12 protein-coding genes are annotated in these 13,408 nt (G+C 62.6%); 7 read left to right on the top strand and 5 right to left on the bottom strand.

The annotated features are described in order from the left end of the window. Window positions 1-61: 61 nt before the first annotated feature. Complete coding sequence (locus tag ACWKV7_RS19935) at window positions 62-1,888, top strand: AIPR family protein (protein ID WP_483859446.1); 1,827 nt, start codon at window positions 62-64, stop codon at window positions 1,886-1,888. Between the two features lie 227 nt (window positions 1,889-2,115). Here the strand turns inward: ACWKV7_RS19935 and ACWKV7_RS19930 are convergent, their stop codons facing one another. From ACWKV7_RS19930 to aptA, 3 genes are all read right to left on the bottom strand, one after another. Next, complete coding sequence (locus ACWKV7_RS19930; protein WP_483859445.1) at window positions 2,116-3,600, bottom strand: flagellin N-terminal helical domain-containing protein; 1,485 nt, start codon at window positions 3,598-3,600, stop codon at window positions 2,116-2,118. Window positions 3,601-3,790: 190 nt separating this feature from the next. Then, window positions 3,791-5,287, bottom strand: coding sequence for a CoA-acylating methylmalonate-semialdehyde dehydrogenase (gene mmsA, locus ACWKV7_RS19925; RefSeq protein WP_483859444.1), 1,497 nt, complete (start codon window positions 5,285-5,287; stop codon window positions 3,791-3,793). Window positions 5,288-5,481: 194 nt separating this feature from the next. Then, window positions 5,482-6,828 (bottom strand): omega-aminotransferase AptA, encoded by a 1,347-nt coding sequence (gene aptA / locus ACWKV7_RS19920; RefSeq protein WP_483859443.1) that lies wholly within the window; start codon window positions 6,826-6,828, stop codon window positions 5,482-5,484. A 156-nt stretch (window positions 6,829-6,984) separates the two neighbouring features. Between aptA and ACWKV7_RS19915 the strand changes: the two genes are divergently transcribed. The 3 genes from ACWKV7_RS19915 (at window position 6,985) to ACWKV7_RS19905 (ending at window position 9,298) form a co-directional block, all read left to right on the top strand. Then, window positions 6,985-7,905, top strand: coding sequence for a LysR family transcriptional regulator (locus tag ACWKV7_RS19915; protein ID WP_483859442.1), 921 nt, complete (start codon window positions 6,985-6,987; stop codon window positions 7,903-7,905). A gap of 122 nt (window positions 7,906-8,027) precedes the next feature. Further along, window positions 8,028-8,687, top strand: coding sequence for a TetR/AcrR family transcriptional regulator (locus tag ACWKV7_RS19910; RefSeq protein WP_483859441.1), 660 nt, complete (start codon window positions 8,028-8,030; stop codon window positions 8,685-8,687). Further along, a complete protein-coding gene (locus ACWKV7_RS19905; protein WP_483859440.1) occupies window positions 8,687-9,298 on the top strand; it encodes an IMPACT family protein in 612 nt (203 codons plus the stop codon). The genes ACWKV7_RS19910 and ACWKV7_RS19905 overlap by 1 nt, the downstream gene beginning before the upstream one ends. Window positions 9,299-9,342: 44 nt before the next feature. Here the strand turns inward: ACWKV7_RS19905 and ACWKV7_RS19900 are convergent, their stop codons facing one another. Beyond that, window positions 9,343-10,182 carry an SDR family oxidoreductase gene (locus tag ACWKV7_RS19900; protein WP_483859439.1) on the bottom strand — a complete coding sequence of 280 codons (840 nt, stop codon included), beginning with the start codon at window positions 10,180-10,182 and terminating at the stop codon, window positions 9,343-9,345. A gap of 20 nt (window positions 10,183-10,202) precedes the next feature. Beyond that, window positions 10,203-10,442 (bottom strand): CDGSH iron-sulfur domain-containing protein, encoded by a 240-nt coding sequence (locus ACWKV7_RS19895; protein ID WP_483859438.1) that lies wholly within the window; start codon window positions 10,440-10,442, stop codon window positions 10,203-10,205. Between the two features lie 81 nt (window positions 10,443-10,523). On the opposite strand from ACWKV7_RS19895, the gene ACWKV7_RS19890 reads away from it, so the two are divergent. The 3 genes from ACWKV7_RS19890 to ACWKV7_RS19880 all read left to right on the top strand — a co-directional run bounded on the left by ACWKV7_RS19890 (window position 10,524) and on the right by ACWKV7_RS19880 (window position 13,278). After that, window positions 10,524-11,627, top strand: a complete 1,104-nt coding sequence (locus ACWKV7_RS19890) for an endonuclease/exonuclease/phosphatase family protein (RefSeq protein ID WP_483859437.1) — start codon at window positions 10,524-10,526, stop codon at window positions 11,625-11,627. Window positions 11,628-11,712: 85 nt separating this feature from the next. Then, a complete protein-coding gene (locus ACWKV7_RS19885) occupies window positions 11,713-12,447 on the top strand; it encodes a substrate-binding periplasmic protein (RefSeq protein WP_483859436.1) in 735 nt (244 codons plus the stop codon). 84 nt (window positions 12,448-12,531) lie between these two features. Beyond that, entirely contained in the window at window positions 12,532-13,278 is a 747-nt protein-coding gene (locus tag ACWKV7_RS19880) for a substrate-binding periplasmic protein (RefSeq protein ID WP_483859435.1), read from the top strand. Window positions 13,279-13,408 lie beyond the last annotated feature (130 nt).

Below are 13,408 nucleotides of genomic sequence, written 5' to 3'. Positions count from 1 at the left end.
TTAAAACTAGATTATTTAAGCTTGCCGACTTCCTCATAGCATAAACAAGGTTCCAATCAACATGTCAAAATACCAAACCCTATTAACCATCTTGGATCAAATTAGATACGAGTCCCCCAGAGAACTTACCAAATATAGACCAATTGAAGCAGATATAGAAAAAATCAATCAAGCGCGCTCAAGAGCACTGATACACCTCTATCTTAAGGTGAGCTTTGGATTATTGGGATTTCAAGAGAGGGAGAAACTAATCACAGACGGAGCCTATGACGGAGGAATTGACGCCTACTACATAAGTACCGAGACCAAAAAAATCTACTTCATACAAGCAAAATTTCGCACTAGCGAGAAAAACTTTGAAGAAAAGCAGATAACCTTACCCGAACTTTTGAGCATGGATGTCGATAGAATAACGGACGGAGAAAACTTTGATGAAGACGAAAACGACTATAACGGAAAAATAAAGCAACTACAGAGAGAAATGAATCAAATTGAGGATATCGGGCGATACACTTACGAAGTCATAGTCCTAGCAAACCTAAAAGGCATCAAGCAAAGCCAGCTCAAGAAGCTCACAAACGGTTTCCCAACACAGCTCTACGACCACGAAAAAGTATATAACAACCTTGTATTTCCGGTTGTAACGGGAACCTATTACAACAACAACCAATTATGTATCTCACTGAATCTAAAGAATAAGAATTCATCTGGATCAAGGATAAGCTATAGCGTTGAAACAGAATTCAAGGACTGTGACATCACGGTTGTCTTCGTTCCCACCGAAGAAATAGGGAGGATTCTATATCGATACAAAAACTCTATCTTAAAGTTCAATCCAAGGTGCTATTTGGAGCTACAGTCAAACTCCGTAAACAAAGAAATATACAAAACAATAAAAGATAGAAAAACAAATGAATTTGCGTTATTTAACAATGGCATCACCATGCTCTCCGATGAAACTCAGGTTAACGAAAAGATCGGACAAAAGGATAAGGCACAAATCGTTATAAAGAACCCACAAATCATTAATGGGGGCCAATCAGCCTACACCCTCAGCAGAATTTACGAGGAAGTAGATTTAAAAAGAGAATCCACCGAAGTCTTTGACAACAAAGAAGTCCTATTAAAAATCATAACATTTGGCGACACCGCCACAAGGGACGAAGCAGCGAAATTAAAATTAATAGAAGACATTTCAAAAGCCACCAACAAGCAGAGCGCAGTAAGCGACGCAGACCGCAGGTCAAACGACAGAATTCAAATAGAACTTCAAGAGAAAATTTTCAGAGAATATGGCTTCTACTATGAGAGAAAAAAAGGAGAATATGCAGACGGAATTCGAGATCGCTATATCAATCGATCCCTCATAGTAGACAGAGAAACGTTACTTCGACTCGCCATGACTTGCGACGGTCTTGCAGCACAAGCCCGCAGAACCAGCTCAAAGCGCTTATTTCAAGAAGAAAACTTTAGTAAATTCTTAAATGACTCCAATAGGTTTTTTGAGTATTTCTACGCCTATGTTTGCTATCAACACTTATTTGACATAGAGAGAGACTTGAGCCGCCATAAAGATGATCGCTTTGGCATGGCCGCATATGGTCAAGGTGTACGCTATGGAAAATTTGCAGTAGTCAGCGCCTGCGTTAAATTATTTCTCAGCGAGAGAAATAGCTACAAATCTGCTAACAAACATGTCACATCAATCCTGGCAAACTGGATAAGCTTCGAAAAGCACGCCATATCAAACCCACTGAACCATCTTTACTTTAGAGTCTACACTGAAGAGGAAACAGGGATTACTAAGCAGGAGCTAAACTATGAAGGATATTACAAGGGCAGAACACTAAACTCTGATCTTGAATTTTTCTTCAACATGAATAAATAGCAAAAGGCCAGTCTCCCGACTGGCCTTTCTGCACTACCACCCTACCCGCTTACCCACTACTCGGAAACGCAAACTGCGCCGCCTAGTGGCTGGCGCGCTGCGGCCAGCGTTGGGTGATGGCTTTGCGGCGAGTGTAGAAGCACCCGCTATCGACTCTCGATCTCATTGCGGCTGAAAGCGCTGAGTGCGGTTGGCGTATGGGTGAATACAGCACAACCCCAGCCGACTCAAAGCCCCTGCAACAAAACCAATATCGCCTGGGAGCGCTGGTTGGCCTGCGCCAGGATGGCGGTGGCGGCCTGTTGCAGGATCTGCCGGCGGACCAGTTCGGAGACTTCGGCGGCGTAGTCGGTATCCATGATGCGGCTGCGGGCCGCGGACAGGTTTTCGGAGATGTTGCCCAGGTTTTCGATGGTGTAGGCGAGCCGGTTCTGTATCGCGCCCAGCTCGGCGCGGGCGCTGTCCACCAGGCCGAGCGCGCCGTCGATGACGCCGATGGCGGCCTGGGCGCCCATGCTGGTCAGCAGGTCGATATCGCTGACCCGGCTCAGGCTGCTTGTCTTGGTGGCGGTGCTGCCGTCTATGGTCGCGGTGCTGGCCTGGGTGCGGAAGGCCTGGGTGCTGCTCAGGCGCACCACGCCGATGGCGCGCAGCGCCGAACCGTCGGTGAGGGTGGCCAGCGCAGCCGTCAGCTTTTCGTCACCATCGTAGTTGTAAGCCTGCGCATCGACGGTACCGGTGTCGTCCGAAAGCAGGTTTTCCAGGGCGATGTCGTCGCCGGCTTCGCTGGTCAGCCACAGTGCACCTTCCTCGACGCGCGCGCTGATGCCGGTGGCCACGGCATGGGCGTTGATGGCTTCGGCCATCAGGTCGAGGTTGCCGTCCTTGACGATGGCATGGATGCTCACCGCCTTGCTGTTGGCGCCGTACAGATCGAACGTGTAGGTGTCGTCTTCGCTGAAGTCCAGTCGCAGCACGGTGCGCGCATCGGCGGACACGCCGGTCATGTCGTAGCGCCGGTTGATGCTGCTGGCGACCGCCTTGGCCGAGCCCGCCACCGCGAAGGTCTGCGTGGTTCGCCCGTAGAGGCTCAGTTGTCCGGTCACCAGGTTGTCCGCGAGCGTGCCGTTCTGCGCCAGCAGCCCGCCCAACTGGTCGCTGCTTGCCGCGCCGGCATCGCCGTTGACCAGGTCGCGCGCGGCCACGCCCAGATCCTCGGCCCCGTAGCTGCCGAGGGAAACGGACAGGGTTTCGAGCGCGTTGGCGCCCACCTGCAGGGCGCGGGAGCCGAAGCTGCCGTCGAACAGCTTGCGCCCGGCGAAGCTGGTGGTTTCAGCGATGCGGCCAAGCTCCTGCTGGAGCTGCGCAACCTCCTGCTGCAGGGCGCTACGTTCGCTGCCCGCGTTGGAGCCGTTGGCGGCCTGCAGGGCGAGGTCGCGCATGCGTTGCAGGATACTGGTGGATTGCTGCAGGGCGCCCTCGGCGGTCTGCGCCAGGGAGATGCCGTCGTTGGCGTTGCGCATGGCCACTTTCATTCCGCTGATCTGGCTGCTCAGGCGATTGGCGATCTGCAGCCCGGCGGCATCGTCCTTGGCGCTGTTGATGCGGTAGCCGGTGGCCAGGCGCTGCATCGAGGTCTCCAACGCGCGCGCGTTCTCGTTCAGGCTGCGCTGAATGCCGAGCGAAGAGACATTGGTGAGCGTGAGCGCCATTACGGCATCCCTATTGGCGAACGCAGTTCCCTTGCCATACCGAAGCGACAGTCTGGCTTGTCCGGAGTTAACGGCAGCAAAAGGCCATACTTGAGCCGGCGAACGATATTCTCGCGTAGCGATGACAAGTAGGCGCCGGAAAACAAAAGGCCAGTCTCCCGACTGGCCTTTGCCTTACCGCCCTACCCGCTTAGCCGTTGCTGGGGAATGCAAACTGCGCCGCCTCATGGCTGGCGCGCTGTGGCCAGCGTTGGGTGATGGCTTTGCGGCGGGTGTAGAAGCGCACGCCGTCCGGGCCGTAGGCGTGCAGGTCGCCGAACAGGGAGCGCTTCCAGCCGCCGAAGCTGTGGTAGGCCACCGGCACGGGCAGGGGCACATTGACGCCGACCATGCCGACTTCGATCTCGTCGCAGAACAGCCGCGCCGCTTCGCCGTCGCGGGTGAAGATGCAGGTGCCGTTGCCGTATTCGTGGTCATTGATCAGTTGCATGGCCGCTTCCAGGCTGTCGACCCGCACGATGCACAGCACCGGGCCGAAGATTTCTTCCTGGTAGATGCGCATGTCCGGGGTCACCCGGTCGAACAGGGTGCCGCCGACGAAGTAGCCATCTTCATGGCCGGACACGCGGTAGCCGCGGCCGTCCACCACCAGCTCGGCACCGGCGGCCACGCCGTCGTCGATGTAGCCGACCACCTTGTCGCGGGCGGCGGCGGTGACCAGCGGGCCCATGTCCAGGCCACTGCAGGTGCCGGCGCCCACTTTCAGGCCCTTGATCTGCGGGACGATCTTCTCCACCAGGGCATCGGCGATCTGGTCGCCCACGCAGACGGCCACGGAGATGGCCATGCAGCGCTCGCCGCAGGAGCCGTAGGCCGCGCCCATCAGCGCGCTGACGGCGTTGTCCAGGTCGGCGTCGGGCATCAGCACGGCGTGGTTCTTGGCGCCGCCCAGGGCCTGCACGCGCTTACCGCGCTTGGCGCCCTCGGCATAGATGTACTCGGCGATGGGGGTGGAGCCGACGAAGCTGATGGCTTTGACCTCGGGCGCCTCGATCAGCGCGTCCACCGCTTCCTTGTCGCCGTTGACAACGTTGAGCACGCCCTTGGGCAGGCCGGCCTGGTGCAGCAGTTCGGCGATCAGCAGGGTGGAGCTGGGGTCGCGCTCGGAGGGCTTGAGGATGAAGCAGTTGCCGCAGGCGATGGCCAACGGGTACATCCACAGCGGCACCATGGCCGGGAAGTTGAACGGGGTGATGCCGGCCACCACGCCCAGCGGCTGGAAGTCGCTCCAGGCGTCGATGTTCGGGCCGACGTTGCGGCTATATTCGCCCTTGAGGATTTCCGGGGCGGCGCAGGCGTACTCGACGTTCTCGATGCCGCGCTTGAGTTCGCCGGCGGCGTCTTCGAGGGTCTTGCCGTGTTCCTGGCTGATCAGCTGGGCGATCTGCGCTTCGTTCTGTTCCAGCAGTTGCTTGAAGCGGTACAGCACCTGGGCGCGCTTGGCCGGCGGGGTGTTGCGCCAGGCCGGGAAGGCGGCCTTGGCGGAATCGATGGCCTGCTGGATGGTGGCGCGGTCGGCCAGGGCGACCTGGCTGTCGGACTGGCCAGTGGAGGGGTTGAACACGGCGGCACTGCGGCCGGTGCCTTGGACGCGTTCGCCGTGGATCAGGTGCGGGATGGTGGTCATGGGTGGCTCTCTGCTAAGCGTGTCTGTGTTCGTTGGCCTTCGCGGACGAAGGGGTTTTGGTGTTTGGCTTGGCGGTTGCGGGGGGTGGTGCATTCCCCCTCTCTCCTCGCGGGAGAGGGCTGGAGAGAGGGGCGAATCCGCAGGCGACACCGTGATCAGCCCGTACATATCAGGCGAATAAATTCGCCCCTACATCAATTCAGTCCGTTCAACACCTCGCCCACAGCGTTGAACAGGCGGTCGAGGTCGTCCGGCTTGGCGTTGAAGGTCGGGCCGAACTGCAGGGTGTCGCCGCCGAAGCGCACGTAGAAGCCGGCCTTCCACAGCGCCATGCCGGCTTCGAACGGTCGCACGATGGGGTCGCCGTCGCGCGGGGCGATCTGCAGGGCGCCGGCCAGACCGCAGTTGCGGATGTCGACCACGTGCTTGGCACCTTTGAGCCCGTGCAGCGCGGTTTCGAAATGCGGCGCCAGCTCGGCGGCCTGTTGCACCAGGCTTTCCTTCTGCAACAGCTCCAGCGCGGCAAGGCCGGCGGCGCAGGCTACCGGGTGCGCCGAGTAGGTGTAGCCGTGGGGGAATTCCACGGCGTACTCGGGGGTCGGCTGGTTCATGAAGGTCTGATAGATCTCCCGGCTGGCGATCACCGCGCCCATGGGGATGGCACCGTTGGTGATCTGCTTGGCGACGTTCATCAGGTCCGGCGTCACGCCGAAGTATTCCGCGCCGGTCATGCGACCCATGCGGCCGAAGCCGGTGATGACCTCGTCGAAGATCAGCAGGATGTTGTGCTGATCGCAGATTTCCCGCAGGCGTTGCAGGTAGCCCTTGGGCGGCACCAGCACGCCGGCGGAGCCGGCCATGGGCTCTACGATCACCGCGGCGATGTTGGAGGCGTCGTGCAGTTCGATCAGCTTGAGCAGCTCGTTGGCCAGCTCGACGCCGCCGGTCTCGGCCATGCCCCTGGTGAACGCCAGCCCCGGTTGCAGGGTATGCGGCAGGTGGTCGACGTCCATCAGTTGGCCGAAGGTCTTGCGGTTGCCGTTGATGCCACCGAGGCTGGTGCCGGCGATGTTCACCCCGTGGTAGCCACGGGCGCGGCCGATCAGCTTGGTCTTGCTGGCCTGGCCCTTGAGGCGCCAGTAGGCGCGGGCCATCTTCACCGCGGTGTCGGCGCACTCGGAACCGGAGTTGGTAAAGAACACGTGGTTCAGCTCGCCAGGCGTCAGCTCGGCGAGCTTCTCCGCCAACTGGAACGACAGCGGATGGCCGTACTGGAAGCCCGGCGAATAGTCGAGGGTGCCAAGCTGCCGGGCCACGGCTTCCTGGATTTCCTTGCGCGAATGACCGGCACCGCAGGTCCACAGGCCGGAGAGGCTGTCGTAGACCTTGCGGCCGTGCTCGTCGGTCAACCAGCTGCCTTCGGCAGCGACGATCAGCCGCGGGTCGCGCTGGAAGTTGCGGTTGGCGGAGAACGGCATCCAGTGGGCGTCCAGCTTGAGCTGGCTGCTCAGCGGCGGGGTGCTGGTTTGCGACATGTTCATGACAGCGGCTCCGGTAGGGGCGAAATCATTCGCCTGAATCAGGGGGCCCGCGGGCGAATGAATTCGCCCCTACAGGTTCTTGCGAGAAACAGTGCCACGGGCCTAAAGTCAGTGAAATTCAATTTTTTCGATCTTAAGTTTGCCGAGCACTAAACAATGAGCAGTCACCGTGCCGATCCCCTCGCCCAGGTCAGCGACTTCGATATCCGCCTGTTGCGCATCTTCCGCAGCGTGGTCGAATGCGGGGGCTTTTCCGCGGCGGAGAGCGTGCTGGGCATCGGCCGCTCGGCCATCAGCCAGCAGATGGGCGACCTGGAGCAGCGCCTGGGTTTGCGGCTGTGCCAGCGCGGCCGTGCCGGCTTCGCCCTGACCGAGGAAGGCCGCGAGGTGTACGACTCGACCTTGCGCGTGCTCGGTGCGCTGGAAAGCTTCCGCACCGAGGTGAACGGCCTGCACCGGCACCTGCGCGGCGAGCTGAACATCGGCCTCACCGATAACCTGGTGACCCTGCCGCACATGCGCATCACCCATGCGTTGGCGCGGTTGAAGGAACGCGGGCCGGACGTGCGCGTGCAGATCCGCATGGTCGCGCCGAACGAGGTCGAGCAAGGCGTGCTCGATGGCAGCCTGCACGTCGGCGTGGTACCGCAGGCCCATGGGCTGTCCGGGCTGGAGTACCAGCCGCTGTACGACGAGCGCTCGCTGCTTTACTGCGCGGTCGGCCACCCGCTGTTCTACGCCCTCGACGAGGACCTGGACGATGCCCGCCTGGACAGCCAGGACGCCATCGCCCCGACCTTTCGCCTGTCGGCGGAGATCCAGGCGCACTACCAGGCGCTGAACTGCACCGCCAGCGCCTCGGACCGCGAGGGCATGGCCTTCCTGATCCTCACCGGGCGCTACATCGGCTACCTGCCGGACCACTATGCCCATCAATGGGTGCAGGAAGGCCGCCTGCGCGCGTTGAAGCCGGCGACGCGCTATTACGACCTCAGCCTGGCCACGGTGACGCGCAAGGGCCGGCGGCCGCACCTGGTGCTGGAGAGTTTCCTGGAGGCGCTGGCCACCACCGGCTGAAGGCCGCCGGGTCAGCAAAATGTCGCTTTTGGCATCTTTTATGTCGCTTCTGCTTGTTTCGCGCTCCCCGCTGGGTTATCCAATGCATCGCCCCTCCTTATTAGCCAGTACCGGAAAGGCCCATGACCGCTGAGATGTCCCCGCAACAGGCCGGCAAACCCGCCGGCCGCATTCGCCAGAAGAACGAGGAAGCCATCCTCGCCGCCGCCGAAGAGGAGTTCGCCCGCCACGGTTTCAAGGGCACCAGCATGAACACCATCGCCCTGCGCGTGGGGCTGCCGAAGGCCAACCTGCACTATTACTTCAGCAGCAAGCTCGGCCTCTACGTGGAAGTGATGCGCAACATTCTCGACCTGTGGGACGACGCTTTCAGCAACCTGCAAGCCGACAGCGACCCCTCGACTGCGCTGGCCGGCTACATTCGCGCCAAGATGGAATTCTCCCGCCGCCAGCCGCTGGCCTCGAAGATCTTCGCCATGGAAGTGATCAGCGGCGGCGAGTGCCTGTCCGAGCACTTCAACCAGGACTACCGCGACTGGTTCCGTGGCCGCGCCGAGGTGTTCGAGGCGTGGATCGCCCAGGGCAGGATGGACCCGGTCGACCCGGTGCACCTGATCTTCCTGCTCTGGGGCAGCACCCAGCACTACGCCGATTTTTCCAGCCAGATCTGCCGCCTCACCGGCCGCAAGAAGCTGACCAGGGAAGACTTTGCGGTGGCCACCGACAACCTCATCCACATCATTCTCAAAGGCTGCGGTCTGAACCCGCCGACCAAGGTCTGATGGCCTTCACGCTGGTCGGACCTTGCGAGTACCGCGAGGAAATTCGCAAGAGCCGCTTTATCGCCCTGGCCGCCCCCGTCGATAGCGTGGAACAGGCCCAAGCCTTCATTCAGAGCGCCAGCGATTCCGGCGCCTCGCACAACTGCTGGGCCTGGAAGCTCGGCGGGCAGTACCGCTTCAGCGACGACGGCGAACCGGGCGGCACTGCGGGACGCCCGATCCTGGCGGCCATCGAGGGGCAGGACTGCGACCGCGTGGCGGTCCTGGTGATCCGCTGGTACGGCGGCATCCAGCTCGGCACCGGCGGCCTCGCCCGCGCCTACGGCGGCAGCGCGGCCAAGTGCCTGCAGGGCGGCGAGCGCATCGAACTGGTGCCACGCATTCGCTGCGCCTGCCACTGCGGCTTCGCCGAATTGCCATTGCTGAAGGCACGACTGGGTGATTTCGCGGCACAGGTGGAAACGGACATCTTCGATGCCCAAGGCGCCCACCTGATTCTTGCGGTGCCCGAGCAACACGTTTCCGAGCTGCAGCGGCTGCTGGCCGATATCAGCCGAGGCAGGAGCGAACTGCGCCGGTTACAGCCCAAAACTCCCCCGCACACCTCGTAGGTTGGCATTGAGCGAAGCCCAACGAGCGGTTCGCGGAATCGTCGTCAATGCCTTACCTGCGGCTTCAATCCGGACATGCGCGGCAGCAGCAACCGCTCGAACACCCTCGGGAAGAAGCGCGCCAGCACCCGCGCCCGCCAGTCGACGTTGGACAGCACCAGCAGCCGCCGGCGCTTGATGGCGCCCTGGTAGATGGCTTCCGCGACGTCCTGCGGCGAGGCGACCTTGCCCATCGCCAGCGGCGGCTGGTGGGCCACCGAGCCGTCGCCGACCAGGGCGTTCTTGCGCAGGTCGGTGGCGGTGAAGCCCGGGCATACCAGCATCACATGCACGCCGGAGCCCTTCAGCTCGTAGCGCAGGGTCTCGAACAGGCCATGCAGGGCATGCTTGCTGGCGTTGTAGGCGCTGCGATAGAGCAACGGCGTGAAGCCCGACAGCGAGCTGAGCACGATGATGTGCCCGCAGCGGGCGATCAGGCTGGGCATCGCCGCCTGGGTACAGTGCAACGCGCCGAAATAGTTGACCGCCATCACCCGCTGGAACACCGCCAGGTCGGTATCGACGAAACTGCTGCGATGGGTGATGCCGGCGTTGTTGACCAGCACGTCGATGCCACCGAAGCGGTCGATGGCCTGTTGCACGGCGCGCTGCACGGCCCCGGCATCGGAAACGTCGCAGCGCAGGCCAAGGGCTTCGACGTTGTGATGGTCCTCCAGGTGCTGCACCAGGCTGTCGAGCGCCGCCTGGTCCAGGTCGAGGATCACCAGCCTGGCCCCGGCCTGGGCCAGGCGCAGGGCCAGGGCACGGCCGATGCCGGCACAGCCGCCGGTGATCAGTACCACCTTGCGGTCGAACACCTTGTTGGCGAAAACCTTGCGATACATGCCGCTCCCCCGCCGTCGTCTCAGAGTCGTTGGTGGCTGCCGTCGCAACAGGGCGGCGTCGCGCTGTGCTTGCAGCCACAGAAGTAGAGGGTCTCGCCGCGCTCGGCATGGAGCTTCAGCGGCTCGATGCCGGTGCCCTTGTGTGAGCCGTCGCAGAACGGCTGGCGCGCGCTGCGCCCGCAGCGACACCAGAAGTAGTCGCGGCCGGCGACCACCTCGACGGCAAATGGACCGCGCTGGGCGATCACCGGTTCGGTCATGCTGGCGTCCTCCTTCGGGCTTTGGCGCGGCGGGCCCGTCGGGTATGCTCGCGCTTCCTCCAGCATAGTCCAGCCGAGCCGATGACCCTGCCCCGCGTCCTGCGTCCCATTCTTCTCACCCTGCTGATCCTGGCGCTGTTGCTGTTCGCGGTGGTCTACGGACTCACCTGGCACCCCGCCGATCGCGAGCCGGCACCGGTGGCCTGCGATGCCCGGGCGCCGACCCTGCAGCCCGGCCAGGCGCTCAAGGTGATGACCTGGAACCTGCAATACCTGGCCGGCAAGCGCTATGTGTTCTGGTACGACCTGGCCGACGGCAGCGGCAAGGACCTGCGCCCGACCGCCGAGGACCTGGCCTTTACCCTCGACGAAGTGGTGCGTGTGCTGCGCGACGAGCAGCCGGACATCGTGCTGCTGCAGGAATTGCACGACGGCGCCAAGGCCAGCGACTACCAGGACCAACTGGCGCTGCTGCAGGAGCGCCTGGCCGATCTCTACCCCTGCAGCAGCCAGGCGTTCTATTGGAAGGCCGCCTACGTGCCGCACCCGAAGATCAACGGCAGCGTCGGCATGAAGCTCGCCACCCTCAGCCGCTACCAGCTGCAGAGCGCCGAACGCCTGCAATTGCCGCTGATTCCCGCCGATCCCCTGAGCCGTCAGTTCAATCTCAAGCGCGCCCTGCTGGTGAGCTACCTGCCGCTGCGAGGCGGCGGTCGGGTGGCGGCGATCAACACCCACCTGGATGCCTTCGCCCAGGGCGACGACACCATGCAACGGCAGGTGGCGATGGTTTCCGGGCTGCTCGACACGCTGGAGCAGCAGGGCGACTACTGGCTGATCGGCGGCGACTTCAACCTGCTGCCGCCCGGCCAGTACGAGCGCCTGCCGCCCCGGCAGCGCAGCTGGTACGCCGCCGATAGCGAGCTGCGCGTGCTCTGGGACAAGTACCCGATGATCCCCTCTCCCGCCGAAGCCGGCGGCCGCGAGCGCGCCGCCTGGTATACCCACTTTCCCAACGACCCCGAGGTAGACGGCCCGGACCGCACCCTGGACTACCTGTTCCACAGCCGCCGGCTGGCTCGCCTCAGCGCCTCCGTGCGCCAGGCCGACACGCTGCGCATTTCCGATCACCTGCCGTTGATCGCGCGCTTCCTGCTGCCGGCCACCGAGCATGCGCAGCCGTAGCACTGGACAACAGCGCTGCGCCTTGCGCATGCTGGCCGTCATCGATTTGTCATGACGAAATGGCCCTAGAGCCACAGCGGTATCAATGCGACGTATCTTCTGCCTTTTGCTCGGCGCCGCGCTTGCTTGCGGCACGGGCGTTTCCCGAGCGGACCCACCGGTGGTCAAGGTGGGCTTCTACGAGTTCCCGCCGTTTTCCTACAGTGACGAGCAGGGCCGCCCGCAAGGCGCGATCCTACAGTTGACCGCACGCCTGCTGCGCCATGCCGGGCACCGTGTCGAGTTCCGTGCACTGCCCAGTGCCCGCCTGTATGCCGGCCTGCGGGACGGCACCGTGCATATCTGGCCGGGCGCGCCGGGCAAGCCGGAACTGGCCGGGCACACCTGGGAAGCGCGCACTCGCCTCGGCAAGATCGACCTCAACCTCTACTACCGGCCCGACACCGCGCAGCCGAAGATCCCCGAGGGCCTGGCCGGGCGCGGCATCATCCTGATCAGCGGCTACAGCTACTGGAAGCCGATCACAGACTTCCTCGACGACCCGCGCCTGAACCTGCAGTTGCACCGCACCAGTACCCACATCGCGGCGCTGGAAATGCTGCAGCGCCATCGCGGCGACTTCCTGCTCGACTACCACGAGCCGGTGGAACAGGCCCGCGAGCACCTGAACATGGAAGCCATGCCCTCCCTCACCCTGCACAGCCTGCCGCTGCAACTCATCGTCTCCCGGCACATCGCCAACGGCGAAGCGCTGCGCGACGAGCTGGACCAGGCCTACGAGGAACTGCAGGCAGCGGGGGAAGATCTACGCTTACCCTGAACGTCGCGTGCGGCAGCTGGCTTGCAGCCACCGCCGCCCGACCTGTCACCGACCAAAACAAGACGGCACCAGCCGCGGTAATCGATGCGAAAGTCCCTCTGTGTGTTTCTCTGCGCCACGTTCACCTGTGCCGGCGCCCTCGCCGTCGATGCACCGGCCGGCGACGCGCCGCTGGTGAACGTCGGCTACTACGAATTTCCGCCCTACTCCTACAGCGACGCACAAGGCGAGCCGCACGGCGCCGTGCTCGACCTGACCCGCCGCCTGCTGCACCGGGCCGGCTACCGCGCGCAATTTCGCGGCCTGCCGGGTGCGCGACTGTATGCCGGCCTGCGCGACGGCAGCGTGCACCTGTGGCCGGGAGCACCGGGCAAGGCGGAGCTGGAAGGCCAGGTGCTGGAAAGCCGCAGCGTGCTCGGCGAGTTCGACCTGGCGCTGTACTACCGCGACGGCATGCCCACGCCGACGCTGCCGGACGACCTGGCCGGACGCGACATCATCCTGATCAGCGGCTACACCTACTGGAAGCCCTACAGCGACTGGCTGCAAGACCCGTCACTGGGCCTGCGCCCGCACCGCACCAGCAGCCACGTCTCGGCCCTGGAGATGTTGCAGCGCAAGCGCGGCGACTTTGTGCTCGATTACTACACCCCGGTGGAACAGGCCCGCGAGCAGCAAGGCATGGCACCGCTGCCGCACCTGATCCTGCAACGGCTGACCTCGAAGCTGATCGTCTCCAAGCGCGCGCCCGCCGCCGAAGCCCTGCGCGACGCGCTCGACCGCGCCTATCAGGAGCTGCTCGATGAAGGCGAGGACCTGAACCTCCAATAAGCGCGCCGTGCATCCATCGCAAGCCAACCAACTCCGCCGGGGCGCTGCGCGCCCGTGGCCTCGGTCCACCCAACACGATCCGGTGCGAACGTAGGTTGTGGTTAAGGAGCGCAGCGACGAAGCCCAACGG

The sequence above is a fragment of the Zestomonas ipomoeae genome (assembly GCF_057128665.1).
The sequence above is the reverse complement of the archived record's forward strand: the minus strand, read 5'-3'. Positions and strand labels throughout refer to the sequence as shown.

Excerpts from the sequence above, each read along its gene's own strand:
- ACWKV7_RS19935 (WP_483859446.1), top strand. The coding sequence starts at position 62 with ATGTCAAAATACCAAACCCTATTAACCATCTTGGATCAAATTAGATAC.
- ACWKV7_RS19930 (WP_483859445.1), bottom strand. The coding sequence starts at position 3,600 with ATGGCGCTCACGCTCACCAATGTCTCTTCGCTCGGCATTCAGCGCAGC.
- mmsA (WP_483859444.1), bottom strand. The coding sequence starts at position 5,287 with ATGACCACCATCCCGCACCTGATCCACGGCGAACGCGTCCAAGGCACC.
- aptA (WP_483859443.1), bottom strand. The coding sequence starts at position 6,828 with ATGAACATGTCGCAAACCAGCACCCCGCCGCTGAGCAGCCAGCTCAAG.
- ACWKV7_RS19915 (WP_483859442.1), top strand. The coding sequence starts at position 6,985 with ATGAGCAGTCACCGTGCCGATCCCCTCGCCCAGGTCAGCGACTTCGAT.
- ACWKV7_RS19910 (WP_483859441.1), top strand. The coding sequence starts at position 8,028 with ATGACCGCTGAGATGTCCCCGCAACAGGCCGGCAAACCCGCCGGCCGC.
- ACWKV7_RS19905 (WP_483859440.1), top strand. The coding sequence starts at position 8,687 with ATGGCCTTCACGCTGGTCGGACCTTGCGAGTACCGCGAGGAAATTCGC.
- ACWKV7_RS19900 (WP_483859439.1), bottom strand. The coding sequence starts at position 10,182 with ATGTATCGCAAGGTTTTCGCCAACAAGGTGTTCGACCGCAAGGTGGTA.
- ACWKV7_RS19895 (WP_483859438.1), bottom strand. The coding sequence starts at position 10,442 with ATGACCGAACCGGTGATCGCCCAGCGCGGTCCATTTGCCGTCGAGGTG.
- ACWKV7_RS19890 (WP_483859437.1), top strand. The coding sequence starts at position 10,524 with ATGACCCTGCCCCGCGTCCTGCGTCCCATTCTTCTCACCCTGCTGATC.
- ACWKV7_RS19885 (WP_483859436.1), top strand. The coding sequence starts at position 11,713 with ATGCGACGTATCTTCTGCCTTTTGCTCGGCGCCGCGCTTGCTTGCGGC.
- ACWKV7_RS19880 (WP_483859435.1), top strand. The coding sequence starts at position 12,532 with ATGCGAAAGTCCCTCTGTGTGTTTCTCTGCGCCACGTTCACCTGTGCC.